Origin of the sequence: Moritella yayanosii, assembly GCF_900465055.1 — a bacterium.
GTDB classification, from domain to species: Bacteria; Pseudomonadota; Gammaproteobacteria; order Enterobacterales; family Moritellaceae; genus Moritella; species Moritella yayanosii.
On record NZ_LS483250.1, the window covers coordinates 2,918,036 to 2,943,265 of the forward strand.

Annotated in this window: 24 protein-coding genes and 6 tRNA genes; 14 read left to right on the forward strand and 16 right to left on the reverse strand. The window is 40.9% G+C overall.

All coding sequences use genetic code 11. The features are described from left to right. Positions 1–50: 50 nt before the first annotated feature. The 3 genes from rsmB (at position 51) to MORIYA_RS13525 (ending at position 4,328) form a co-directional block, all read left to right on the forward strand. Positions 51–1,346 carry a 16S rRNA (cytosine(967)-C(5))-methyltransferase RsmB gene (rsmB, locus tag MORIYA_RS13515; RefSeq protein WP_112715964.1) on the forward strand — a complete coding sequence of 432 codons (1,296 nt, stop codon included), beginning with the start codon at positions 51–53 and terminating at the stop codon, positions 1,344–1,346. Positions 1,347–1,484: 138 nt separating this feature from the next. After that, a complete protein-coding gene (gene trkA, locus MORIYA_RS13520; RefSeq protein ID WP_112715966.1) occupies positions 1,485–2,861 on the forward strand; it encodes a Trk system potassium transporter TrkA in 1,377 nt (458 codons plus the stop codon). A 21-nt stretch (positions 2,862–2,882) separates the two neighbouring features. Continuing rightward, positions 2,883–4,328 carry a TrkH family potassium uptake protein gene (locus tag MORIYA_RS13525; protein WP_112715968.1) on the forward strand — a complete coding sequence of 482 codons (1,446 nt, stop codon included), beginning with the start codon at positions 2,883–2,885 and terminating at the stop codon, positions 4,326–4,328. Positions 4,329–4,343: 15 nt separating this feature from the next. Here MORIYA_RS13525 and rmuC read toward each other — a convergent pair whose 3' ends face one another. Both rmuC and MORIYA_RS13535 read right to left on the reverse strand, forming a co-directional pair. Beyond that, positions 4,344–5,702 (reverse strand): DNA recombination protein RmuC, encoded by a 1,359-nt coding sequence (rmuC, locus tag MORIYA_RS13530; RefSeq protein WP_112715970.1) that lies wholly within the window; start codon positions 5,700–5,702, stop codon positions 4,344–4,346. An 8-nt stretch (positions 5,703–5,710) separates the two neighbouring features. After that, on the reverse strand, positions 5,711–5,947 hold the full coding sequence (locus MORIYA_RS13535) for a hypothetical protein (protein ID WP_112715972.1): 237 nt from the start codon (positions 5,945–5,947) through the stop codon (positions 5,711–5,713). Positions 5,948–6,261: 314 nt separating this feature from the next. Between MORIYA_RS13535 and MORIYA_RS13540 the strand changes: the two genes are divergently transcribed. After that, complete coding sequence (locus MORIYA_RS13540) at positions 6,262–6,648, forward strand: TraR/DksA family transcriptional regulator (RefSeq protein WP_112715974.1); 387 nt, start codon at positions 6,262–6,264, stop codon at positions 6,646–6,648. A gap of 145 nt (positions 6,649–6,793) precedes the next feature. Further along, complete coding sequence (locus tag MORIYA_RS13545) at positions 6,794–7,297, forward strand: CreA family protein (RefSeq protein ID WP_112715976.1); 504 nt, start codon at positions 6,794–6,796, stop codon at positions 7,295–7,297. Positions 7,298–7,311: 14 nt separating this feature from the next. Here the strand turns inward: MORIYA_RS13545 and citG are convergent, their stop codons facing one another. The 6 genes from citG to citC are packed head-to-tail and all read right to left on the reverse strand — an operon-like array spanning position 7,312 to position 12,586. After that, entirely contained in the window at positions 7,312–8,241 is a 930-nt protein-coding gene (gene citG, locus MORIYA_RS13550; protein ID WP_197713385.1) for a triphosphoribosyl-dephospho-CoA synthase CitG, read from the reverse strand. Then, positions 8,234–8,755 (reverse strand): citrate lyase holo-[acyl-carrier protein] synthase, encoded by a 522-nt coding sequence (citX, locus tag MORIYA_RS13555; protein ID WP_112715978.1) that lies wholly within the window; start codon positions 8,753–8,755, stop codon positions 8,234–8,236. The genes citG and citX overlap by 8 nt, the downstream gene beginning before the upstream one ends. Then, positions 8,755–10,275 (reverse strand): citrate lyase subunit alpha, encoded by a 1,521-nt coding sequence (gene citF, locus MORIYA_RS13560; protein ID WP_112715980.1) that lies wholly within the window; start codon positions 10,273–10,275, stop codon positions 8,755–8,757. Before citF ends, citX begins: the two co-directional genes overlap by 1 nt. 9 nt (positions 10,276–10,284) lie before the next feature. Next, positions 10,285–11,160 (reverse strand): citrate (pro-3S)-lyase subunit beta, encoded by an 876-nt coding sequence (citE, locus tag MORIYA_RS13565; protein WP_112715982.1) that lies wholly within the window; start codon positions 11,158–11,160, stop codon positions 10,285–10,287. Continuing rightward, positions 11,157–11,453, reverse strand: a complete 297-nt coding sequence (gene citD / locus MORIYA_RS13570) for a citrate lyase acyl carrier protein (protein WP_112715984.1) — start codon at positions 11,451–11,453, stop codon at positions 11,157–11,159. Before citD ends, citE begins: the two co-directional genes overlap by 4 nt. Before the next feature lie 38 nt (positions 11,454–11,491). After that, positions 11,492–12,586: a [citrate (pro-3S)-lyase] ligase gene (gene citC / locus MORIYA_RS13575; protein ID WP_112715986.1), complete on the reverse strand. Its 1,095-nt coding sequence runs from the start codon at positions 12,584–12,586 to the stop codon at positions 11,492–11,494. Between the two features lie 347 nt (positions 12,587–12,933). Here citC and citS point away from each other — a divergent pair, with 347 nt between their 5' ends. The 8 genes from citS (at position 12,934) to MORIYA_RS13615 (ending at position 22,132) form a co-directional block, all read left to right on the forward strand. Next, complete coding sequence (citS, locus tag MORIYA_RS13580) at positions 12,934–14,271, forward strand: citrate/sodium symporter CitS (RefSeq protein ID WP_112715988.1); 1,338 nt, start codon at positions 12,934–12,936, stop codon at positions 14,269–14,271. A gap of 65 nt (positions 14,272–14,336) precedes the next feature. Beyond that, positions 14,337–14,579 (forward strand): OadG family protein, encoded by a 243-nt coding sequence (locus MORIYA_RS13585; RefSeq protein WP_112715990.1) that lies wholly within the window; start codon positions 14,337–14,339, stop codon positions 14,577–14,579. Between the two features lie 23 nt (positions 14,580–14,602). Then, positions 14,603–16,357 (forward strand): sodium-extruding oxaloacetate decarboxylase subunit alpha, encoded by a 1,755-nt coding sequence (gene oadA / locus MORIYA_RS13590; RefSeq protein WP_232011738.1) that lies wholly within the window; start codon positions 14,603–14,605, stop codon positions 16,355–16,357. A 10-nt stretch (positions 16,358–16,367) separates the two neighbouring features. Then, a complete protein-coding gene (locus MORIYA_RS13595) occupies positions 16,368–17,669 on the forward strand; it encodes a sodium ion-translocating decarboxylase subunit beta (protein ID WP_112715994.1) in 1,302 nt (433 codons plus the stop codon). Between the two features lie 856 nt (positions 17,670–18,525). After that, positions 18,526–20,010, forward strand: coding sequence for an ATP-binding protein (locus tag MORIYA_RS13600; RefSeq protein WP_197713386.1), 1,485 nt, complete (start codon positions 18,526–18,528; stop codon positions 20,008–20,010). Between the two features lie 2 nt (positions 20,011–20,012). Further along, positions 20,013–20,696 (forward strand): two-component response regulator DpiA, encoded by a 684-nt coding sequence (gene dpiA, locus MORIYA_RS13605; RefSeq protein ID WP_112715998.1) that lies wholly within the window; start codon positions 20,013–20,015, stop codon positions 20,694–20,696. Positions 20,697–20,988: 292 nt separating this feature from the next. Continuing rightward, a complete protein-coding gene (locus MORIYA_RS13610; RefSeq protein ID WP_162629274.1) occupies positions 20,989–21,813 on the forward strand; it encodes a DUF5718 family protein in 825 nt (274 codons plus the stop codon). Positions 21,814–21,856: 43 nt separating this feature from the next. Next, positions 21,857–22,132 (forward strand): hypothetical protein, encoded by a 276-nt coding sequence (locus tag MORIYA_RS13615; RefSeq protein WP_112716002.1) that lies wholly within the window; start codon positions 21,857–21,859, stop codon positions 22,130–22,132. Positions 22,133–22,316: 184 nt separating this feature from the next. Here MORIYA_RS13615 and MORIYA_RS13620 read toward each other — a convergent pair whose 3' ends face one another. The 8 genes from MORIYA_RS13620 to MORIYA_RS13655 form a co-directional block, all read right to left on the reverse strand. Then, on the reverse strand, positions 22,317–23,036 hold the full coding sequence (locus tag MORIYA_RS13620) for a hypothetical protein (protein WP_112716004.1): 720 nt from the start codon (positions 23,034–23,036) through the stop codon (positions 22,317–22,319). Positions 23,037–23,204: 168 nt separating this feature from the next. After that, positions 23,205–23,447, reverse strand: a complete 243-nt coding sequence (locus MORIYA_RS13625; RefSeq protein ID WP_112716006.1) for a hypothetical protein — start codon at positions 23,445–23,447, stop codon at positions 23,205–23,207. 317 nt (positions 23,448–23,764) lie between these two features. Next, a tRNA-Pro gene (locus MORIYA_RS13630) sits at positions 23,765–23,841 on the reverse strand. A 4-nt stretch (positions 23,842–23,845) separates the two neighbouring features. Next, positions 23,846–23,930: transfer RNA gene (locus MORIYA_RS13635), tRNA-Leu, on the reverse strand. Between the two features lie 79 nt (positions 23,931–24,009). Next, positions 24,010–24,085 (reverse strand) — tRNA-His (locus MORIYA_RS13640). Between the two features lie 5 nt (positions 24,086–24,090). Next, positions 24,091–24,167 (reverse strand) — tRNA-Pro (locus tag MORIYA_RS13645). Positions 24,168–24,379: 212 nt separating this feature from the next. Beyond that, a tRNA-His gene (locus tag MORIYA_RS13650) sits at positions 24,380–24,455 on the reverse strand. 30 nt (positions 24,456–24,485) lie between these two features. Continuing rightward, positions 24,486–24,562 (reverse strand) — tRNA-Arg (locus MORIYA_RS13655). Positions 24,563–24,802: 240 nt separating this feature from the next. Between MORIYA_RS13655 and MORIYA_RS13660 the strand changes: the two genes are divergently transcribed. Continuing rightward, on the forward strand, positions 24,803–25,222 hold the full coding sequence (locus MORIYA_RS13660; protein WP_112716008.1) for a c-type cytochrome: 420 nt from the start codon (positions 24,803–24,805) through the stop codon (positions 25,220–25,222). The last annotated feature ends 8 nt before the right edge of the window (positions 25,223–25,230 follow it).

The window sequence follows — 25,230 nt, forward strand, 5'->3', positions numbered from 1 at the left end:
ACTTATAACCGCTCAATAATATTGGGCGGTTTTACCTCGGATACATATACATGAAAACCAGAGCTAGCGCTGCAAAAGTACTTTACCAAGTTGTTGATAGAGGTCAGTCATTGACGACAGCCTTACCGACTGCTCAGCAATTATTACCAGCCAAGGATCGTGCTTTACTACAGGAGATCTGTTACGGCGTACTGCGCTGGTTACCACGTCTTGAATTTATTAGTCGCCAACTAATGAGCAAGCCATTAACCGGTAAACAAAGACCTGTGCATTTCTTGATTCTGGTTGGTTTATATCAATTAAAATTCATGCGTATCCCTGCACATGCTGCCGTAGCAGAAACAGTAAACGCAATAAAAGTATTAAAATCACCAAAACTCAGTGGTTTGGTGAATGCGGTTTTACGTAATTATCAACGTCAGCAAGATGATCTAGAGAGCCAAGCAGACGGTAACGATACGTGTAAATTTGGTCACCCAGGTTGGTTAATTAAGCGTATTAAAGCGGCTTACCCAGAACAATGGCAAGAAGTCTTAATGGCGAATAATGAACGACCACCAATGTGGATCCGGGTTAATCAACAACATCATAACCAAGCTGATTATCAAGCATTATTAGCCGCTGACGAGATCGTTGCTGAAATAGTCGAGAGTGCCGATTCAGCACTGCGATTAGTAAAGCCAACCGACGTTTATAAGCTAGCTGGTTTTGCAGACGGCCATTGTTCTGTACAAGATGGCGCAGCACAATTTGCAGCACAATTCTTAGACGCACAGCCAGGCGAATTAATACTGGATGCTTGTGCAGCGCCAGGTGGTAAAACTGCACACATTTTAGAACGTCAACCAGCCCTTAAGCACCTTGTTGCTGTAGACTTTGATGCGACACGTTTAGCGCGTGTACAAGAAAACTTAACCCGTATGCAATTAGAAGCAGAGCTTATCCACGGCGATGCCAGCAAGCCTGAAGATTGGTGGAAAGGTGATAAGTTTGATCGCATTTTATTAGATGCACCTTGCAGTGCAACGGGGGTAATTCGTCGTCATCCCGATATCAAATGGTTACGTCGTGATAGTGATATTGCCCCATTAGTGCAATTACAATCTGAAATTTTAGATGCGATGTGGCAGCAACTAAAACCAGGCGGCACGTTATTATATGCAACCTGCTCTATTCTACCAGCAGAAAATAGCGAACAAATCAGTTCGTTTGTGGCCCGTACTCCGGATGCAACGCTGATCCCATTAACAGCCAACAGCGACAATCAAGCATCTAGCTGGCAGATCCTACCCAATACCCAAGGTATGGATGGCTTCTTTTACGCGAAATTACAAAAGAAAGCATAACCTAATAGTCTCTATAGCCAACGGATAAATGAGTATCATTTGGCTAACAACTATTGGCGTTATTCAACTTTAGCTTAGATAAGCGTAGTATAGTATTATCAAAACAGATCACGACAATTTTATTTGGTGCGAGGTTAAATGAAAATTATCATTATCGGTGCAGGCCAGGTCGGCGGCACACTGGCTGAAAACTTAGTAGGTGAGAATAATGACATTACGGTTATCGACCGCGATGGCGACAGCCTAAGAAACTTACAAGATAAATTTGATTTACGTGTTGTTGAAGGCCACGGCGCCAATCCAGACGTACTACGAGAAGCTGGTGCTCAAGATGCGGATATGTTGGTGGCAGTGACCAACAATGATGAAACTAATATGATCGCTTGTCAGATCGCTTACACCATGTTCAATACCCCGAATAAAATCGCTCGGATCAGAAATGAGTACTATCTCAATAACAAAGAAACCCTGTTTCATAATGGCGCTATTGCAGTCGATCATTTGATCGCACCTGAGCAGCTAGTAACCGACTATATTAAACGCCTCATCGATTATCCGGGGGCATTACAGGTGGTTTACTTTGCCAATAACAAAGTCGGTCTCGTGGCTGTAAAAGCCTATTATGGTGGTCCACTGGTTGGTAATGCGCTAGCAGCATTACGTGAACACATGCCGAATGTGGAAGCCCGCGTTGCTGCAATCTTCCGTCAAGGTAAGCCCATCCGCCCACTGGGAACCACCATTATTGAAGCCGATGATGAAGTCTTTTTTGTCACGGCCAGCAATAATATTCGCGCCGTGATGAGTGAATTACAAAAGCTGGAAAAACCGTATCGCCGTATTATTATCGCCGGTGGTGGTAATATTGGCGCGGCATTAGCGGGACGTTTAGAACGTGATTACTCAGTAAAATTGATTGAGCGTAATATCACCCGCGCCGAAAAACTGTCAGAAATGCTCACTAATACCATCGTATTCTGCGGTGATGCATCCGATCAGGAACTGCTCAGTGAAGAGCACATAGATCAAACCGACGTATTCATCGCTGTCACCAATGATGACGAAGCCAATATCATGTCAGCCATGTTAGCCAAACGGATGGGCGCGAAAAAAGTCATGGTACTGATCCAGCGTGAGGCTTATGTAGATCTGGTGCAGGGTGGTACTATCGATATAGCAATTTCACCGCAACAGGCCACTATTTCAGCGTTATTAACGCATGTACGTCGTGCTGATATTGCCAATGTTTACTCATTACGCCGCGGTGCCGCAGAGGCGATTGAAGCGATTGCCCATGGTGATAAGTTAACATCGCGTGTTGTAGGCCGGACTATTGGCAGTCTGAAACTACCTCAAGGTACTACAATTGGCGCCATCGTCCGCAATGATGAAGTATTAATTGCCCACGATAATACGGTGATCGAACAAGATGATCACGTAGTAATGTTCCTGGTTGATAAGAAGTTTATTCCGGATGTAGAAAAACTTTTCCAACCCAGTCCATTTTTCTTATAAACACACATAGAAACTTGTTTCATGGTTAATTTTAAACCCGTACTGTTCATGGCGAGTGTGGTATTACGCGCGCTTGCCTTGTTTATGATCGCGCCATTGGTATTAGCGATATATACCGATGGTCATGGCGTATCCGAATTCTTCAAATCCATCATTATCACTACTATTGCATCGGGTTTATTTTGGCATAAAGGTCGTTCTAAAGTATTCAAGCTCGGTATTCGAGAAATGTTTTTACTGACTACGGGCGTATGGATAATTGCGTCCGCCTTTGCCGCATTACCACTAATGTTGATCCAACATATTAGCTATACTGATGCCTATTTCGAAACCATGTCAGGTATCACCACCACAGGTTCAACCGTATTATCCAACTTAGATAGCACCGCACATAGCGTATTGTTATGGCGTTCAATTCTACAGTGGTTAGGCGGTATTGGTTTTGTGGTAATGGGCGTGGCCGTATTACCTTACTTAAACGTCGGTGGTATGCGTTTATTCCAAACTGAGTCATCAGATTGGTCTGATAAGAACACCTCTAAAACCCAGCATACTGCAGCCTACGTGATGTATGTTTATTTAAGCTTAACAATATTATGTTATTTTGGTTACTTAGCCGCAGGGATGAGCAGTTTCGAGGCGGTTAATCATGCCATGACAACCTTATCCACTGGAGGTTACTCTACCTCAGATCAATCTATGGCGCACTTCTCCAATGCCGCACAATGGAATGGCACCTTCTTTATGTTTTTAGGTGGATTGCCCTTTTTACTTTTGATCAATGCCTTACATCGGCGTGATATATCCATGTTATTCAAGGATGCGCAAATCATCGGATTTGCTAAACTCGTGCTCACTATGACAGTCATGATGTCGCTGTATTTATGGCACAAAGATGTGTTTAGCTTTAGCGATGCCATCCGTATCAGCATGTTCAATATTGTCTCCGTAGTGACCACAACAGGGTTTGGCTTAACCGATTACGGCACTTGGGGGGAATTTACCACGGTATTATTTGCGGCTTTAATGTTTACCGGTGCCTGTTCAGGTTCGACATCCGGAGGCATCAAAATTTTCCGTTTTCAAATCGCATTGACCTTATTCCGTAAACAAATGTCCCAATTAGTGCATCCATCCGGGGTATTTAGACAGCACTACAATGGGCGAAATGTGAATGATGTGATTGTGCGATCTGTAGTGGCTTTTGGCAGTGCCTTTATCGCGACAATCGTGATACTGGCAGCGATATTAAGCATTATCGGATTAGACCCCATCACCAGTATTACCGGCGCAATAACAGCGGTTGCTAATGTCGGGCCAGGACTCGGCCCAGTCATCGGGCCATCTGGTAATTTTGCTAGCCTACCAGATACTGCAAAATGGGCACTCAGTTTGGGTATGCTAATGGGGCGCTTAGAGATCATGACAGTATTAGTACTTGTCACTCCGGCATTTTGGAAAGGTTAGCTTTAAACGAAGAGGTTATTTCAATAAATTAACGCTGCTTTTTTCGATTAACTCGGCAGGTAATGGTTTTTTAACTTCAACCCCCAGTTCAACAAACTGCTGGGCTTGTTTAATTAAATTACCTTTGCCTGTTGCTAGCCGCTTCATGGCCGAGTCATAACTATCTTGAGCTTTATCTAATGCCACGCCCATATCTTGCATATCATGACTAAACAAGCGTAATTTCTCATAGATCTTACCCGCACGCTCAGCAATTAACTGGGCATTTTGATTCTGACGTTCATAACGCCACAAATTATCGATGGTACGCAGTGCGATTAACAAATTCGTCGGGCTAACTAACATAATGTTATTGTCTAACGCGAACTTCATTAAACTTGGGTCAGCTTGTAACGCGGCTAAAAAGGCTGGTTCCACAGCAATAAACATCAGCACATAATCTAACGTTTTTAATCCTTGTAACAAATGATAGTCTTTACGACCAAGCTCGCGAATATGACTGCGTACCGACGTCACATGCTCTTGTAATGCTTGTTTACGTGTTACCTCATCCTCAGCATTAAAATAACGCTCGTAAGCCGTTAATGACACCTTAGAATCAACTATTACATCTTTGTCTTGCGGTAAATGCACGATCACATCCGGCTGAAAACGTTTACCGTGTTCATTATTCAAACTCACTTGCACATCGTACTCATGACCTTCACGTAACCCCGACTCCGACAAGATCCTGGCTAGAATAACCTCGCCCCAATTACCTTGTTGCTTGTTATCACCTTTTAGCGCTTTGGTCAGGTTAGCGGTTTCACTCGACATCAATTGATACACTTGCTGTAGTCTTGCAACTTCAGATTGTAAACTGTGGCGCTCTTTGGCTTCATTAGAATAAACATCTTGAATTTGTTGCTTAAACCCCTCTAGTTGGGTTTTTAATGGCGACAAGAGTAATTCCACACTAGACTTATTTAGTTCTTTAAAATTATCGGTTTTACTATCAAAGATCTTATTCGCTAAATTTTCAAATTGCTGTTGCAGACGTTGTTCTGATTGTGCTTGCAGAGCTAATTTTTCGTCACTGGCTTGGCGTTCGATTTGTAAACGAATATCACTTTCACGCAATCGTGACATGACTTTGATCAGCTGATTGTTTTGCGACTCTAATTTTAATTTATTGCCATCATGTGCTTGCTGCAACTGCTCATGACTATAATTGACGTTATCTAATTGCTGTTCTAACAGCTCAATTTCATGATTTAAAGTTTGCACCGACAATGTGGCTTGTTGGCTCTTACGCATCGCAATTAGCGCGCCGACCGTGGCAACACATGCCGCGGCAATGTAGGGTAATACGGGAAACAAAGCATCAATACTCATAAAATAAATTAACTACGAAAAAAAGAACTACGTGATAATGCGCGGTCGATATATAACCACGCCGCAAGACAACCAAGATACAGGAAAAAGATGAGCCACTTATGAAAATTAGCACCACTATCAATGTGCGCAAATGGTACGTCGGCTATCACGCTGTATAGCCAGATAATGAGTGGGAAAAATAAGAAAACTAACAGTCTCCAGATGATTTTTAACGTCGGACGGTGTACGGTTATCGCGTTCATCAACATGATCCTTAACCAGAGCGCTTAACAATGGTTTTTAAATGTCAGCGTTAACAGTGCTGAAAATAGATAACGATGTTAGCCTAACCTGCTCAAGATTAAAACTAATCAACTAAGGATAATCACAATCAGAGCACAATTCAGAGAAAAAAATACGGATTAATTAGCTATCCCTCTTGAAACGAGACAAAATACCCCAACCTGTAATTTTCAGTTATTTTTTGCCACAATAGAGTTAATCCCCTATGTTATGGACAATTAAAATGTCTATCATACTAATTAATTATAATCCGAATACGAAATAGGTAATATATATGAGCGATTTTATGAATGAAGGCCAAGTTGCCTATTTCAAAGAGAAACTAGAAACAGAACAGCAAGAGATCTCAGCCCGCATCGAACACCAATCCACAGACGTGGTGGTCTCAGACAGTAATGAAATGGCCGATGAAATTGATCGCGCGGCAATGGAAGAAGCACACAGGCTTGAACTAAACCGTATCGAACACGATAAATTGCACATCAAGAAAATTATCAAAGCGCTACGTCGTATCGACAGCGGGGATTATGGTTATTGTGATAGCTGCGGCGATGAAATATCGATTAAACGCTTACAGGCCCGTTCTGAATCGCGTTTATGCTTAGAATGTCAGTCAACTAAAGAATTTACTGACTACAGCTTATACCGCCGCCAATCCTAAGCCAAATCGAATAGCCTGCGCTGGTTGTTATCCATACAATGATAACAAATGGAAGGTAATAACAAACCTATGTTATTGCTTTCCTCAATTGTCAATCCGTATTAATCTATCATATCTCACACCAACCGCCATTAGGAATGCATCGATGTTAAAGCCATTGTCAGCCAAATTAAAAAAAATCAGTTTATTGTCATTACTTGTCAGCAGTGTTGCGTTAAGCGGTTGTAGCGATGATGCATCAGGTAAGATTAGCCTCGGTTTATTTACCACTAAAGACATTAAGATCAACAGTTTCGTTGATCCTGCTATATCAGGGGTAACTTGTCATGTCAGTCATATTGAAGCTGTTCTAGACTTTTCTGACCCATCAGATATGGGCATAGCCTGTCGTCAAACGGGTGATATTACCGCCACGATGTTAGCCACAATTGATACTTCAAAAAGCGGTGAGGTGATTTTCAAGAAATCGAAGAGTATTTTGTTTAAGTCACTCAAAATCCGTCGTATTTATGATGCCGACAGCCAAAGCTTATTGTATGTATCGTACTCGACAAAAGAGATCAATGGTAGTTATAAGCATTCATTATCAACAGTACCACTGTGGGCAACAAAAGCATGGCAAGTTAAGCCTACAAAACACAGCAAATAATCTCGTAATACATATTACATACTCACCAATTGCGCGATTAATCGCGTAATTGCGAGTAAATCAGCACTACCACCAGGGCTCAAATTACGTGCTACTAAAGCATCATCAAACTGCACCATAGCCCTCTCAAAACCCACATCAGTACTGGCATATTTTAGCAGTAATTCCTGTGCATATTGTTGTACATAATACAGCCCTTCTAAACCACCACGAGAGACTAAGTTAGTATCAGGGTTATGCGCCATTAGCGTTAGCAAAACTTGTGCTAATGCTTGTTCATCAGTTTGACCACATTGTCGACATAGCTGATAGGTTGGCAAACCATAATTCATCACCATTGCAAAACCTGATTCTGCTTCCCCGCGGGCACCCGTTAATCCATACTGGCTATATATTTTTTCGCCCGCCGTCTGTGGTAATAAACTCTTCGGTTCTAATTCGAGCAGCACTAAACCTTTACCGGCAACCGCAATTGTGGCACTGATATTAACCGCAGTTAAGGGGTTTTTCCGTCCGCGTAACCAACCAACGGCACTGCAAACTAAACCTAATGAAAAGATCATACCTTTGTGAGTATTAACTCCAAACGTAGCACCAAACATAGCTCGTTCACAATTAATACCAATGCCGCGTATACCGGTAAGTAAATCACTGGCATTACCTTTTGACAACATCCAGCCACGCTGTACAAACTGGCTTAAAAAAGGTTTTATTGCATTGGCACTACGTTGAAATAAGGCGACATCCATATCATCATGAGCGCCATTAGATTGGCGATCAACCAAGCCCGGCTTTGGCGTAAGATAAACTTCTGCCAACATCGCGTTATAAGCCAACTCCCCTACCTGCTGGAATAGTTGAGATAATGGTAAGGTCATGTAATCTTCACTGAGCTGAGATACGGGTTCAGCAACGCGAATCGGTGTACGTACAATATCAAGCATTGTTAACAATCTCCTCGATTTTTTGCAGTAATGTTGGCAGGTCATGACGTTGAGAACGCGCACAGACGACTGCTTCATCATCACATATATAACATTGGCGTTTACCAAAGCCCTGGTTATCGCGGGAGATAATCTCACCGCTGACCGCTAATACATCAATATCCATTAACCGACCCATAGCGTGGGTATGTTCAATTCTCATCATGGCAATCTTTAGGGCATTAACATCATCAGTTTCCACAACCATGATCGCTTCAGCCCCTGTATTGGCCCGATGGATTTGACGATTGACTATCGTCCAGCCATAACTAGCACAAGTATTGCGTATGGCATGCATGCCCTGACGAAAAATAACATCGGTAAGCGCGTTATTTTTTTCTGGTCCGGGCATATTAATGCTAAAAGAAATAAGGGGTAGAGAGTGGCTTTTCAGCCACTCTTGCTGCCTCTTAACCCTATTTTCCTTATTTGCAATTACTTCAAATAAATCAACAGTTTTAGTCGAGGCTAGCATTATTTCACCTGTTTAATCACATCAATGATTGAACCATCACGGTAGTGAATGTAACCCACGATACGATCGGTAAATTCAATCGCTTTTGGTTTGCCAGTTAACAGCTGAGCACGGGCTTGTAAATCGTCAATAGACATCACAGGCAGACCAGCTTGCGTCAAACGTTCAGCAATTTCAGGACGTAGCGGATTCACAGCAATACCATGGTCCGTGACTAATACATCAATACTCTGACCTGGCGTGACGATGTTAGTCACGTTATGGACGAGTGTTGGTATACGACCACGAACTAGAGGTGCAACAATAATCGATAAACTAGCACCTGCTGCAGCATCACAGTGACCACCAGAAGCACCACGTAATACCCCATCAGAGCCAGTGATCACGTTAACATTAAAGTTAGTGTCGATTTCTAGTGCACTCAGAACAACGATATCAAGACGGTCAACAACAGCACCTTTAGAAGATGGATTTGCATATTGGTTAGCAGTAATTTCAACGTGATTTGGATTACGACCCAAAGACTCTGCGGCAACCGAATCAAAACACTGCACGTCAATTAGTTTCTTAATTAAACCTTTTTCATGCAGGTCAACCATCGTTGCAGTAATCCCACCTAAGCCGAAGCTTGCAGTGATCCCGTCTCGTACCATTTTATCTTCAAGGAAACGTGTTACTGCTAATGAAGCACCACCAGAACCCGTTTGAATTGAGAAATTGTCTTTAAAGTAACCAGAATGCTCGATCACACTTGCCGCTTGTTTTGCAATCAGTAACTCTCGTGGATTCGAAGTCAGACGTGTAGAACCACCACCAATTTGACTTGCATTACCGATCTCATCGACAACAACAATGCTATCGACCTGATCCTGACAAATCGTTGCTGGGCTATTTGGAAACCCAACTAGCTCTTCTGTTAACAATATAACGTGGTTGGCATTGTCTGCATCTGTTCGAGCGTAACCCAGTGAACCACAACGTGATTTACCTTTGAAGCCATTTGCATTACCAAACTCATCACAGCAAGGTACACCAATGAAAGCCACATCAATTTTGATCACACCAGTATTGATTAAATGAACACGGCCACCATGTGAATGAATATGTACCGGTTCTTCAAGTACACCCGCAGAGATAGCCTCAGCTAATTCACCACGTAGTCCTGAAGTGTAAATTTTGCTTACCACACCATTTTTAATGTGACCAACAATCGGCGCATGACAATCCGTTAAAGAGCTAGACGCTAATGTTAGGTTTTTATAACCCATTTCTGCCAGCTTATCGACGACAAGATTAACCGCTTTATCACCACCACGGAAAGAGTGATGGAAAGAGATAGTCATGCCATCTTTTAAACCTGATGCTATAATTGCCGCTTCTAAGCTTGCGCAGATCTTACGATTTTTTTTCATTTTTTCATCTTTTAGATACGGTGTAATTGCATTTGCATCTAAGAATAGCTGCGTATCATCAAGACCGAGGCTAAGAAGATATTCATTATTAAGAGTATTAGTTGTCATCTGAGAGCCTTATTGTTTAATACCAGATTGCGCACGTTGAAGAGTCCAGCGCGCACGGTCAATGATAGGTCCATCAACCATTTTTCCATTTAATGAGATCACGCCAAGACCCTGTTTTGCACCTTCTTCAGCAGCTTCAATCACAGCATTAGCATGGTCCACTTCTGCTTGAGACGGCGCTAAAACATTGTGTAGTAGTTCAATTTGACGAGGGTTAATCAGCGATTTACCATCAAAACCGAGTTGCTTAATGTGCTCAGCTTCATTTAAGAAACCTTGTTCGTTATTCACATCTGAGTACACCGTATCAAATGCCATGATACCAGCAGCACGAGCGGCCTGAATAATTGCACAACGTGCAAACAGTAGTTCAGTACCCCCAGGTGAACGCTGTGTTCTGATATCGCGAACATAATCTTCCGCGCCCAATGCAATGCCGATCAAACGTTCAGAAGCATGCGCGATTTCTACCGCATTATTAATACCACGAGCACTTTCAATGGCTGCGAGTAACTTAGTGCTACCGACTTCACGACCACACGCTTTCTCAATTTCAATGATTGCACGTTCCATTGCAATCACATCTTCAGCACTGTCAGTCTTAGCCAGACGTACCACATCTGCACCACCACGAACAACGGCATTCAGATCTTTCAACCCAAATTCAGAATTCAGTGGGTTAACACGAACAACAGTTTCAATATCTTGATAGAAAGGGTGTTGTAATGCATTAAACACAAGCATACGCGCGGTATCTTTCTCGCGTAATGCCACTGAATCTTCTAGGTCAAACATGATTGAATCCGGTTTGTAAATAAAAGTATTACTTAGCATGGCTGCATTAGCGCCAGGGACAAATAACATACTACGACGTAATTTACTCATGCTAATTTACTCCAATCAATGTCCGTGATATTTGCTGCACGCATTGCTGCAGCTTGAACGCGGGCTCTTAACACACAATCAAGAGCACCTTTATCGTCAACAATAACCGTCGCGTCAGTAACTCCCATATTAGTGAGCGTGGCACGTACCACAGACTCGATAACATCACCAAATTGCTTCATGACGGAACTATTTAGCTCAATCATAATACCTTGTGTTTCGGCAGGGGATACTCGAATCAATACATCACTTGATTCAAGTGTCCCTGCAAATGCTTGCTGGACTATTTTCATAAATGAAACCTTATAGTTGTATAGTAATTATTGCTTTATTAAATAGAGAAATTGGTTATCGCTGGCACAATTAGGCCGGTATATTGAGCATTTAACGATTGTAAATGCTGAGTTTCTAATTCTTGTTTATTGGCTAGATAGGGATAGCTAGTCGTTGGAACTAATGCTTTTGCCGCGTCGAGATCATTAGCCTTTAATAAGGCGCGTACTTGAGAAGCCGAGATGGGTTGCTGATTATGTTCAATACGTTTTAATTCAGTAAATACGATAGGCGGTGCGACAAAGGGTTCGAGGCTAAACCAATACGCCATTTGCTGGTTGTAATTATTAGTCACAGTACAAAAAGGTTCACAGCCGACGAATCGATGCGTAATACCTAATGCGGGTGCAATATACGAGCGGAATAATTGCAGATCGATAGCGGCATGACAAAGGTCAACCACACCACTGTCTTTAATAAAGTAGCTAGGGAAGGTCGAGCGAGAAATTAAATAATCTGAACCAGCATGCACGGTGACATTATCTACATGCTCACAACCTTGTTTGATCATGTTATAGCGGTCGTGATAAGAAAAATAAGACTTATCTTCTTTCACAACAAATAAGTGTAACCAATCACATTCTTTTGCAGCCTGTTCGACTAAATATTGATGACCGAGGGTAAAAGGGTTGGCATTTATAACTAAGCTGCCAATTTTACTTCCTTCCTGACGTTGACTGGATAGTTTTTGACAATATTTAACAAGGCGATTATTACTATTTTCCATCAACACCATTTTATTTTTGACACCGACAATCGGAAAAAATCCCGCTTGCTTAAACATCACTTCATTTTCAGGCTTGGTAAATAGGAATAATTCAAAGCGCCCCATGTCGTAGGCTAAATTAATTAATTCCGTAAGCAATTTTAATAAAAATCCAGTGCCACGTAACATTGGTGATAACGCTATTGATTTAAATACATTGCCAGCAATGGCACCACAACCAATAATATTATTGTCATGATAGGCAACGATGAAATGTTCGACATCATAATCAATACGAAGACCTGAATTAGAAAGAAAACGTTGGATCTCATTTATTTTCTTATCGTTACTAGCCGATATACGAGAAAAAGTATAAGTATCAATCATTATTTTTAACCTCTGGTTTAGACCAGTAATAATTTATCGAATATAAGTTAAAAAAAATATGATGAGTATCGAGTTTATTTAAGCTGTAAATACCAATAAATGATTTTAATAAATTTAATTATTAAAACGCTTAATTACAGCAAGCAACAGTTAACTCAATTAAATTTATTAGTGATTTTAAAAACCATTCTTATTGATGATTTCACTCACATTTATATAGCCGTTATTTTTGTACCTTACACACAAGCATTAATATTCCATATCTGACAAAAATAATTAACTTACAACAGTCATTAATCAAGGTGAAATAACATGAACACACTAAATGTTAATCGGGGTGAAATAACATGAGTACATTAAACGTTAAAGTAGAAAAAAACGACCTGGTCTCCAAATTACTAAATTTTAAAGTATTTGGATTACCACTACCATTATTTTCAATAATGCTAGCTGCACTATTTGCATCTCATATAACTGATACATTACCGAAAAACCTCGTGGGTGGTTTTGCATTTATGTTCATAATCGGTGCTGTTTTTGGTGAATTGGGTAAACGGATCCCAATTTTTAATAAATATATTGGTGGTGCGCCAGTATTAATCTTCTTAGTTGCAGCTTGGTTTGTATACGCAGGTTTATTAACGCAACGTGAGATTGATACAGTTGCACTAGTAATGAAACAAACGAAATTTATCGACTTTTTTATTGCTGTACTGATCACAGGTTCAATCTTATCTGTAAACCGCAAACTACTGCTTAAATCGCTAGTAGGTTATATCCCTACGATTTTAGCGGCAGTTTTAGGTGCTTCTATCCTAGGTGTCCTAGGTGGCATGATGTTCGGTATTCCATTCGATCGCATTATGATGTTATATGTACTACCTATCATGGGTGGCGGTAACGGTGCAGGTGCAATTCCACTTTCAGAAATCTATGAATCTGTTACTGGTGGTTCCAAAGAAGAATATTACTCAGTAGCTATCGCTATCTTAACTATCGCTAACATCATTGCGATCGTGATTGCTGCTGGTCTAAACATACTAGGTAAGAAATATCCTGCGCTAACAGGTAACGGTGATTTATTACGTAATTCAAGCTTCGATGTTTCTGAAAATGAAAAAATTGGTGAAATAACACCTCGTGAAATCGCAGTCGGTTTAGTACTAGCAACATGTACATATACTTTTGCTTACTCACTATCAAAATCAATCCTACCTGGATTTGGCGATGTGAAGATCCATACCTTTGCTTACATGGTTATCCTAATTGCTCTACTAAACGCATCTGGCCTTTGTTCTCCAGAGATCAAAGAAGGCTCGAAACGTTTATCAGACTTCTTTACTAAGCATTTATTATGGTTACTCATGGTTGGTGTCGGTGTGGTATATACCAATCTAGGCGATATCATCGCTACGATCACATTTGTTAACGTAATACTTGCAACACTTATCGTAGTAGGTGCCGTATTAGGTGCCGCAATTGGTGGTTGGTTAATGGGTTTCTATCCAATCGAAGCTTCTATCACAGCGGGCCTATGTATGGCTAACCGTGGTGGTTCAGGTGACCTCGAAGTACTTGCAGCCTCTGAACGTATGAGCCTAATTTCTTACGCTCAAATCTCATCACGTCTTGGTGGTGGTATTGTTCTGGTTATTGCGAGTGTAGTCTTCGGTCTGCTTGGTTAATCATTCCCTAACTGCAAAAGAAAAACTCACTCAGTGAGTTTTTCTGTTTTTTTATTGGAGTAAACATGAATCAGGTTTCACTTTTTGCCGAAGGTATAAATTTACTTATTCTTGGTGTCGGATTTGTCGCTAGCTTTTTAACGCTACTGGTAGGTGCGACTATGCTACTTTCTAGTATCGCCCAAAAATTTGTGGTTATCCCCGTAGCCACAGCGCCTAAACCTACACAACCCGTACAACCCGATCAAACAGAATTAATTTGTGCTATTTCCGCCGCTATTCACCACCATAACAAACCAGCATGTTAAGGAACGTCTCTATGACACAACCGATTAAACCTTTAGGTATTACTGATGTAGTGTTGCGAGATGCACATCAATCACTTTTTGCAACCCGTTTACGTCTAGATGACATCTTACCCATTGCACAAAAACTTGATGAAATAGGCTATTGGTCACTCGAAAGTTGGGGCGGTGCAACCTTTGATTCTTGCATTCGTTACCTCGGAGAAGATCCTTGGGTACGTTTACGTGAAATGAAAAAAGCGATGCCAAAAACACCACAGCAAATGTTATTACGTGGCCAAAACCTACTTGGTTACCGTCACTACTCTGACGATGTAGTCGATAAATTTATTGAGCGTGCGGTTGTTAACGGGGTTGATGTTTTCCGTATTTTTGATGCGATGAATGATCCTCGTAACATGCAGCAAGCGATCACCGCAGTTAAACGCGAAGGTGCTCACGCACAAGGCACAATTTGTTATACTACGAGTCCAGCTCACACCATGCAAAGCTGGATCGACCTTGCACAAGATCTTAGTGAAATCGGGGTACACTCGATTGCGATCAAAGATATGGCTGGCATCCTAAAACCGTATGAAGCATACGAACTGATCTCAACGCTGAAAAAACAAGTTGATGTTGATCTACATTTACATTGTCACTCAACAGCGGGTCTATCTGATATGACCTTACTGAAAGCGATTGAAGCTGGTGTTGACCGTGTTGATACTGCAGTTTCCTCAATGAGTGGTACTTATGGCCATCCCGCAACAGAATCCATCATTGCGTCACTTGCAGGTACCGAACGTGATACGGGCCTGGATCTGAAAAAAGTTGAAGAAGTTGCAGCTTATTTCCGTGAAATACGAGGCAAATACGCTGAATTTGAAGGTAAATTAAAAGGCATTGATTCTCGCATCCTCGTTGCTCAAGTACCAGGTGGTATGCTAACGAATATGGAAATCCAGCTAAAAGAGCAGGGTGCTGAAGATAAATTTGATGAAGTATTATTAGAAATTCCACGTATTCGTGAAGAACTTGGTCATATCCCACTAGTTACACCAACTTCCCAAATCGTTGGTACGCAAGCTGTAATCAATGTACTAATGGGTGAACGTTACAAAACCATCACTAAAGAAACTGCCGGTATCCTGAAAGGGGAATATGGCCGTGCTCCAGCGGCAATGAATACTGAACTACAACAACGAGTATTAGCGGGTGAAGCAGTAATCACTTGTCGCCCAGCAGATAACATTGCCCCAGAAATGACACAGCTAGAACAAGATGTCCGCAGCCAAGCTGCAGCGAAAGGCATTGACTTAGCAGATGCTGTAATTGATGACGTATTAACCGTTGCTCTGTTTACCCAAATTGGTTGGAAGTTCCTCGAGAACCGTAACGATCCAACAGCCTTTGAACCAATCCCAACAATGAATACTAATAAGGAAAAAGCTATGTCTTCAACTCCAGGCGTATACACAGTTAAAGTAAACAATCAAAGCTACGTTGTAGAAGTTAGCGAAGGTGGTGACATTAGCCAAATTAACACGGCTACGACTGCGGTTCCTGTTGCAGCACCCGCAGCTAATGCTGAAGCGATGATGGCGCCACTCGCTGGTAATATCTGGAAAATCGTGGCCAAACCTGGACAACAAGTTGTCGAAGGTGACGTATTACTGATCTTAGAAGCAATGAAAATGGAAACAGAAATCAGAGCAATAAAATCAGGTACTTTACAGTCAATGGATGTTTCTGAAGGTGATGCCGTTAAAGTTGGCGACCAATTATTAGCTATTGCTTAAGGCCATAATAATGGATCCAATTATTAATCTTATTAATGGCTTTGGCTTATTCCATTTGGAATTAGGCCAAGCAATTATGCTCTTGGTTGGCTTTGGGCTACTCTATTTAGCAATTGCCAAGCAATTTGAACCCCTGCTTCTGATACCAATTGGTTTTGGTGGTATTTTGGCAAACTTACCCGATGCAGGGTTAGCTATGTCAGCTATTGAAAATGCCATGCACGCTGGCAAGCCAGAAGTGCTATCTGCGTTTGCACAAATACTAGGGCTAGCTGAACAGTCTGCCGATGTGATTAAAATAGGCTTAAAATCAGCTTCACAAGTGCAAATGAAAGAGCTGATCATACTAGCAGAACAATTTAAATACACAGATGGTATGTTATATACTTTCTATAGTGTGGTAATTGCTTCTGGTATCGGCCCTCTTGTGATCTTTATGGGTGTTGGTGCGATGACCGACTTTGGTCCGCTATTAGCAAATCCCAAAACACTCCTACTTGGTGCTGCAGCACAATTTGGTATTTTTGCGACCGTACTTGGCGCACTAGGTCTAAGCTCACTTGGCATCATGGACTTTAGTGTTGCGCAAGCCGCAGCGATTGGTATCATTGGTGGTGCCGATGGTCCCACAGCGATCTACGTATCTAGCTTACTGGCTCCTGAACTAATGGGCGCAATTGCCGTTGCAGCATACTCGTATATGGCGTTAGTTCCCATGATCCAACCGCCAATTATGCGTGCTCTGACAACGCCAGAAGAACGTAAGATCAAGATGCATCAGCTACGTGAGATCAGTAAACTGGAAAAAATATGCTTCCCGCTCATGTTACTTGTCTTGATCGCTATGTTACTACCTTCAGCAACGCCATTACTTGGTATGTTCTGCTTTGGTAATCTTATGCGTGAGAGTGGTGTGGTAGCACGCTTATCAGATACCGCTCAAAATAGCTTGATCAACATAGTAACTATTTTCCTTGGGTTGTCTGTAGGTTCAAAACTAATTGCAGATAAATTCCTACAACCGCAAACGCTAGGAATTTTAGCATTAGGTATTATCGCTTTCTGTATCGGTACCGCTTCTGGTATTTTGATGGCAAAATTAATGAACAAATTTTGTAAGCATAAAGTTAATCCATTAATCGGCTCAGCTGGCGTATCTGCTGTACCGATGGCAGCGCGCGTATCAAATAAAGTTGGCCTGGAATCAGATCCACAAAACTTCTTATTGATGCATGCAATGGGACCTAATGTTGCTGGTGTTATCGGCTCAGCGGTTGCTGCTGGTGTTATGATCAGCTATGTATTAGGTTAACACCATTCAGTTAAGCATGTTTTGATTGAATGATGTAACGTGTTTTAGATATTCAAACGCTCCTACTTTTGGGGCGTTTTCTTTTTCCTGGCAATATATAACGCTTTACTCTGCAGGATATAATACTAATCTGGCTTTCCAACATTCTGGAAGACTTGGGGCTTGCTTCCTCGCATGTGCAGACACCGCCATTTCGACTACATATTCACCTTCTCCTAATATCTCCACAATATCGTATTTAGTATTGCTCTTAATAGGTGTCAACCAATAACAATTTGTATTTAAACGGCATCAGTTAATCATAAGCTCCGCACTGAGGTAGCAGCAGTCAAAAATAGTTAAAGATGAATTTTGAGCTGAACGGAGAAGCGCTTTGGCGTAACTAATTTCGCCAGTGAAACTAGGGCCAAAAGCAACATCATGAATAATGCGGCTTCGGAGTGAAGTCAAAGTACAACGGCGGATAATAGGGTATTCAGTGTGTTTATCTTTACGATAATTAATATAGGTGTGTCATAACACCTGAGTTGAGTACCATCAATCTATACGAAAGCGGGGATTGTGGCCCATTCAAAGGATCATATTTTTATTAACTGATCAGCGTCAATTTTTAGGTGGTAAATTAAGATGGTATGGAGCTTCGAGACCCCGATCACTCTATTTTATATTGGGCCGTGTTAACATTTAATGTTGGTGTTATATATCATTAGAGTTGTTGAACTTGTTACAATCAGCTGTACATTTGTTAAATAAAAAATTATCCTTCCGTTTCCGAATTTTACTTTTGCTTGCATCTGTTGCAATAATCCAGCTTCTATTTGTTGGTTACTGCTTCTATCAAGCCTTAATGGATACGTTGGAAAATCAAGTGGGCGCTCGCGCTTTAGTACTAGCTCGAGAAATCGCTATTGACCCCGAATTGGTCCATGCACTGGCTACCGACGACAAATTATCAGTACAACAATACATCAACGGTTTATTACCCTTAACCGACGCCGACTATATCGTTATTGGTGATAAGAACGAGATCCGAATTACCCATCCAAACCCCTTAAAAGTGGGTATGAAAATGGTTGGGGGTGATAGTACTCGCGCCCTCACTAAAGGTGAACATTATTATACTGTGACTGAAGGCAGTATGGGATTAGCTATTCGAGGTAAAGCCCCAATCATATCAGTAGAAGGCGAGATAATAGGTATTATCTCTGTTGGTTACTTATTAGACCAAGTCAATAGCTGGTTTATGTTTTACCTCGAACCAGTATTAATTGGATTATTATTAACGTTATTCATTTCTTGGGTCTGTGCTTGGTGTTTTTCTATCCATATAAAAACACAGATGTATGGTATGGAACCAGAGGAAATCGCATTATCCTTACGCTTACAAAAATCAGTCTTACAAGCGGTATATGAAGGTATTATTGCCATTGATAATAACGCTTGTATTATCACGGTGAATAAGACTGCCTTAAATATTCTCGGTATCGCTAACTCCCCTGAATACTACAAAGGTAAACCGGTTAATGAGATTGCGACGCCAACCACCTTCCTAATTGCCAACAGCGAACTTGGTAATGTCAGCGATGAAGTGATCTCCCTCAACGGTGAAACCTTAATCGCCAACCGCACTATAATTGAAAACAACCAGCAGCAGTCCGGCTGGGTAATTAGCTTTCGTTTACGTAATGATATTAATATGCTCACCACGCAGTTAAGCCAAATTCAGCAACACTCAGAAAATTTGCGTTTGCTCTGCCATGAACACGCTAATAAGCTTTCTACTATTGGCGGCTTTATCCAGATAGGTGAGTATGACAAAGCAATCGAATCAATCACCAGTTACAACAACCATCAACAACAATTCATTGATTATATAACCAAAACATTTCATTGCCGAGTGATTGCCGGATTAATGATAGGTAAATACAGTCGTGCTCAAGAATTAGGGTTAAGCTTAGAATTTGATGATACTTGTCATTTGCATAACTCCCCCGGCAGTATGCCGTCAGATGAATTAGCGGCAATACTGGGTAACTTACTCGACAATGCCTTTGAAGCAACATTAAAGAACCCTCAAAGCAATAAAAAAATATCCTTACTGATCACCGATTCTGGGTCTGATTTAGTCATTGAAGTCGCCGATAATGGCACCGGTATTGACTCGGCAATTAGCGATTCTATTTTTATTAAAGGCGCTACCAGTAAAGAACAGCCAGGCCATGGTATCGGTTTGTACCTAGTACACCGCTATGTAATAAACGCAGGTGGCTGTATTTTTGTTGATAATGCGGACCCTTCCGGTGCTATTTTCTCACTATTTATCCCTCATAAAAGGAACTAACAATGGATATAATTGATGTATTAATTGTTGAAGATGAATCCAATATCGCTGAGTTACATGCGCATTTTATAAATAAAACTTTTCGCTTTAAAGCCGTTGGTATTGCCGGTAATCTAGCTGAAGCAAGAACCATGATCAGAATCTTAAAACCTAAGTTAATCCTGCTAGATAATTACTTACCAGATGGTCAAGGTCTTAATCTTATTAAAGATTTGATAGATTCAAAAAATAGTGGTGATATTATCTTCATCACAGCAGCAAGTGATATGGTGACTGTTAGGGAAGCCGTTCGCAGTGGCGTATTCGATTATTTACTTAAACCGATTGCTTATGACAGATTACAAGATACTTTAAATCGTTATCTTAAATACACTAATTCATTAAAATCGACAGACAGAGTTAATCAACGTCTCGTTGATGATCTATTTAATTTTCAATCTCGCGATATGAATAATGATAACTTGCCCAAAGGTATTGATGAGTTAACACTTAATAAAGTCAAAGCAGCATTTAAAATAGCCACTCCTGCACATACCGCAGATAGCTTAAGTACAACAGTACAAATAAGTAAAACTACATCGCGTCGTTATCTTGAATACTGCACTGCAGGTAATTATTTAATTGCTAAAATTGAACACGGTCGAGTCGGTAGACCTGAACGCGTTTATTATAAATCTGAACAATAGATTATTTACATCCGTTAATCCATTAACACTGACATAAATAAAACATGTAATTTTATAGATAAATAGCCGCACCGCTTTTAACACCATAAAAACCATTTAAAACTTATAATTCAATCCAATCTGCTCCAGCTTTTCATTTTAATTCCTTCGCATTAATATAATCTATTCACTCGTCTTATTTTTAATAAAAAAGTAATTATAAAATGGTTGGATAAAATAAATCCATCCCTACAAATTCAAGATATAAGATAACATTGACACCATGTATCTTATATTTTTAAAGGTGAATATTTTGACATTTGAAAAAATAATTGGCTTTGGTATTGCTGGTAATGTTGCAGGTCATTTAGAACAAGCTGGAGAAGCAGCCGACTTTATTAATGTCGAAACCGTAGATGAAGCACAACCAAAAGCACTCTTTCCTTTTTATGTACCGGGAGCAATAAATTCATTTCTATCAGTATATCCGTTTTCTAATGACCGAATTAAGACTCCTAATAATGCTGATAATTTACAAATTGAAGCAGAAGTAGTGCTCTTATGTGATATCAGCTACAGCGATAATAAAGTAGTGAAATTAACACCGACTCATTTTTCAGCATTCAACGACTGTTCAATCAGAAAAGCTAATGTAAAAAAAATCAGTGAAAAGAAAAACTGGGGCATGGAATCAAAAGGCATATCTACAACGTTACTGGCCATTGACAACTTAGAACCAGGCTCACTACTCGATGATTTTCGCATTGCCAGTTTTCATAAACGAAATGGTAAATTGTCTCGCTATGGCGAAGATTGTCCCGTACTTGATTACAACTATTTTCATAGCAACTTATTGGAGTGGATCAAAAATCAAATGAACCATCAGCAGGATGAAGGTCCCGCCGAAAATATCGCTGAGTTATTATTTATCGCTGATTACCCGCAACAAGCTCTCATTAGTATCGGTGCAACTTGCTATACCCCATTCGGTGAAAAAAATTATCTACAAGCCGGCGATACCAGTATTGTCGTTGTATATAATGGCAAAATATATTCACAGCACGATATTTTAACGATGGCTGACAGCGAACAGTTTGCCGCCGAGCACCTCTCTCACGTTATCCAACAAGTTTATTAACGAGAACGACATTACCTGATTTTACACAAAATAAGAGGCCAAAATGATAGTAACAAATATATCTGATCAATTGATTACCGATAAATCACGCGAACATTGGTTTGACTATTGGAAACATTTTAGTCAAAACGATCAAAGCTATTGCTCTGAATATAACTGCTGTAACCCCTCTGTACATGGTGTCATAGTAAAAATTTCTAATCAATTACAAGCTGATAGTTTTATTGTTCCTCTGTGTAAACCACATAGCCGTAATTTGAAAACGCAAATTGAGCTATCTAACGATGCAGAGTTAATTCCATCGATTTATAGCTTATAACGTTACCATAATGACAATGCCGCTCGATTAAGCAATTTTAGGCTTATATCTCAGCGGATATCTTGACGGTGTATAAAGCACTAAACGTGACAACGTTCGGTGTTTTCTTTTTTTAGGCAGCATTATTTTATCCCAAGCTGCACGCGCGGTGCTAAAAGGACTTATTAAATAACAGTAATGCAACCTAAAACGCGGCGACGACACCCATGCCAATCACTTCCGAGAATAATAATAATACCGTGGTCAATGATACCAAATTGGGACTGTATTCTTGCTTGGTATAAAGCGGGATAGTCCACACCGCTAATGCTAACAATAAAATAACGGCACGATAAATAACAAATTCTTGGATCACCATCATATTGCTTGAGTCAGCATGCATACTAGCGACAACGAGCAAGCCTACCATCAGCAATACACTGCTAGCGATACCAACCACAGGTAAAATCACATTAAATGCCTGTAAGCGATGTTTAGCGCGTAATAAGATGACATGCGCAAATACCGCCCCCAACAGTACGGCTTCTAATAGTAATAATGCTTGCTGCTGTTGCCACAACACTAATAATCCCGTAATCACCGCAAGTGCAATGGGCAACCGCAACCAAGTACTTGGAATAGACCGCTTACCTTGTAAACGTGATTGAATTAAGTTTTGCATGATGCCTATAAATACCGCAATACCACCAACAATCAAGGTTAATGTCGTCGCATAAACCTCAACGCCAATCATCAGACCTAGCGCCAGCACAGCCCAGACTGAGATCATATTTTCGGTAATACGTTTACGCTGGCCAGGACATATTTCACCTTTGGTTAATACCAGCGCTAAAAAACAAGCCGCCGCAATCGGCATCATTACGATGATAGGATAAATTTGTTGGTAAAAACTGATTTCAGTCACGCGACAACCCGTTAGTCAATTAATGAGGTGCAAGATTATATCAGTGTCGTCGGAAGGTGATAATCAATAATTACTTAAAATTGAAAATTGCATTGAAAGTGACAAAGAGAATCGAAATATATGATAAAAAAAAGCCCATTACCGAAAAATGGGCTTTACCTACTGCTTTTAGACTTTGTTACCATGTTCTTGCTCTGAAATTAATGGTTCAATACCTAATATACGAGAGAGTAAATCTACCTCGTTAAGATCATCATCCTCCGCTAATTGCACACTGAGTAATAATGATTCAAATTTACTTTGTTGTAATACTGCCGAGATCCCGGTCATGCCACCTGCTGTTTTTAGCAGTGATGATATGACGGTATTCGTCCCTGATTTTCCTTGTTCAACATCGAGTTTCCCATCCATAACTCCTCCTACTAACTCCCTAATTGCCCCTAATTTCTATCCCTTAGAAATATAGTGAATGGTTATAAAACCACATTCACCTACGCAGGGAAATAGCCAAATAGAGAGTTTGAGAGGTAAAACGGATAAATGACCAAGTGTCATATCAAGACTAACAATAATTGTGAAGTCAGTGAAAATAAATGGGTTTAAACTCATTCTTTAGCATGGTGCAGTACGAGGTTGTAGATAGTAGAGCTATAATTGGAACGTCCGAAACGAAAAAAGCCTGCTCAATGAGCAGGCTTTCCCAGATTCCAATTACTTGGAAAAATAAGTGGTCGGTGATAGAGGATTCGAACCTCTGACCCCCTGGTCCCAAACCAGGTGCGCTACCAAGCTGCGCTAATCACCGAACATGGTGCGGAAGGAGAGACTTGAACTCTCACACTTTGCAATACTAGAACCTAAATCTAGCGCGTCTACCAATTCCGCCACTTCCGCACAATTTTTCAACTTACTAGCAGGTAACTCTAGCAAGGGTGATAACTCCATTCTAAAAGAATATCGTCGTTATCGAATATGGGGCGACTGACGGGATTTGAACCCGCGACAACCGGAATCACAATCCGGGGCTCTACCAACTGAGCTACAACCGCCATAGTGGTCGGTGATAGAGGATTCGAACCTCTGACCCCCTGGTCCCAAACCAGGTGCGCTACCAAGCTGCGCTAATCACCGAACATACTTATTAGAATATATCATTCTTAACAAGTGTGCGCATTATAGATAGTGTGTGTAAGTCTGCAAGTCTTTTTAACTAAAAAACTAAAATTTTATCGTTTTCAATTAAATCGGAATAAAAATAAACAGCGCCAGTGTAAAAAACAGCCAAGGTAAGTTACTGCACTGCCGAAACTATATGCATCTATGCGGGCTAAATCCAATAGCAATGGGGCGACTGACGGGATTTGAACCCGCGACAACCGGAATCACAATCCGGGGCTCTACCAACTGAGCTACAACCGCCATTTATCATTCATTACACAACAACTATAATGGTGCACCTTGCAGGAGTCGAACCTGCGACCTTCGCCTCCGGAGGGCGACGCTCTATCCAACTGAGCTAAAGATGCATGCCCAATATCTTACGTCCAACCATCAACCTCGTCTAGGCAAATCCGTTTATTCCAAGGGAAAATGTCGGATAATCACCTTGCCTGTATCTTTTATAACCAAGTAAAATACAACAAACACTGTTACAACTATTTAACCTAAGGCTAGGTAAGGATATAATGCCTGACAGCAGTAGGGATTTATTATAACAAAAGTCACCCACAGACTGACAATCCATTAATTAGGGAGCTAAAAAGAGCATGTATAAATTACGAAATATTCTAATCACTTTAACAGCATCATTGCTATTTACATTCACCGTAAACGCTGGCCACAACTCTCCTGAAGCAGTTGCAGAACGCATCGCACCAGTAGGTCAAGTATACCTACCTGGTGAACTGGCTCCAGTTGTTGCTAAAAGCACAGCACCAGCAGCACCACGTACTGGTGAGCAAGTTTATACAGCTACATGTAACATGTGTCACGGTAGTGGCCTTGCTGGCGCACCAATTAAAGGTAATGCCGAGCAGTGGGCGCCGCGCATTGCTAAAGGTAAAGACACCTTGTATCGCCACGCGATCGAAGGCTTCAATGGCGCAATGCCAGCACGTGGTACCTGTGCGATCTGTTCAGATGATGAATTACAAGCCGCTGTTGATTATATGATCCAAGGCCTATAACACCATGA

Coding starts and splice junctions, on each gene's coding strand:
- citE (WP_112715982.1), bottom strand. CDS start 11,160: ATGAGTAAATTACGTCGTAGTATGTTATTTGTCCCTGGCGCTAATGCA.
- MORIYA_RS13540 (WP_112715974.1), top strand. CDS start 6,262: ATGAGCGATTTTATGAATGAAGGCCAAGTTGCCTATTTCAAAGAGAAA.
- citG (WP_197713385.1), bottom strand. CDS start 8,241: ATGCTTGATATTGTACGTACACCGATTCGCGTTGCTGAACCCGTATCT.
- trkA (WP_112715966.1), top strand. CDS start 1,485: ATGAAAATTATCATTATCGGTGCAGGCCAGGTCGGCGGCACACTGGCT.
- MORIYA_RS13585 (WP_112715990.1), top strand. CDS start 14,337: ATGAATCAGGTTTCACTTTTTGCCGAAGGTATAAATTTACTTATTCTT.
- MORIYA_RS13660 (WP_112716008.1), top strand. CDS start 24,803: ATGTATAAATTACGAAATATTCTAATCACTTTAACAGCATCATTGCTA.
- citD (WP_112715984.1), bottom strand. CDS start 11,453: ATGAAAATAGTCCAGCAAGCATTTGCAGGGACACTTGAATCAAGTGAT.
- citC (WP_112715986.1), bottom strand. CDS start 12,586: ATGATTGATACTTATACTTTTTCTCGTATATCGGCTAGTAACGATAAG.
- MORIYA_RS13545 (WP_112715976.1), top strand. CDS start 6,794: ATGTTAAAGCCATTGTCAGCCAAATTAAAAAAAATCAGTTTATTGTCA.
- citX (WP_112715978.1), bottom strand. CDS start 8,755: ATGCTAGCCTCGACTAAAACTGTTGATTTATTTGAAGTAATTGCAAAT.
- rmuC (WP_112715970.1), bottom strand. CDS start 5,702: ATGAGTATTGATGCTTTGTTTCCCGTATTACCCTACATTGCCGCGGCA.
- MORIYA_RS13595 (WP_112715994.1), top strand. CDS start 16,368: ATGGATCCAATTATTAATCTTATTAATGGCTTTGGCTTATTCCATTTG.
- rsmB (WP_112715964.1), top strand. CDS start 51: ATGAAAACCAGAGCTAGCGCTGCAAAAGTACTTTACCAAGTTGTTGAT.
- MORIYA_RS13625 (WP_112716006.1), bottom strand. CDS start 23,447: ATGGATGGGAAACTCGATGTTGAACAAGGAAAATCAGGGACGAATACC.
- dpiA (WP_112715998.1), top strand. CDS start 20,013: ATGGATATAATTGATGTATTAATTGTTGAAGATGAATCCAATATCGCT.
- MORIYA_RS13535 (WP_112715972.1), bottom strand. CDS start 5,947: ATGAACGCGATAACCGTACACCGTCCGACGTTAAAAATCATCTGGAGA.
- citF (WP_112715980.1), bottom strand. CDS start 10,275: ATGACAACTAATACTCTTAATAATGAATATCTTCTTAGCCTCGGTCTT.
- MORIYA_RS13615 (WP_112716002.1), top strand. CDS start 21,857: ATGATAGTAACAAATATATCTGATCAATTGATTACCGATAAATCACGC.
- MORIYA_RS13525 (WP_112715968.1), top strand. CDS start 2,883: ATGGTTAATTTTAAACCCGTACTGTTCATGGCGAGTGTGGTATTACGC.
- citS (WP_112715988.1), top strand. CDS start 12,934: ATGAGTACATTAAACGTTAAAGTAGAAAAAAACGACCTGGTCTCCAAA.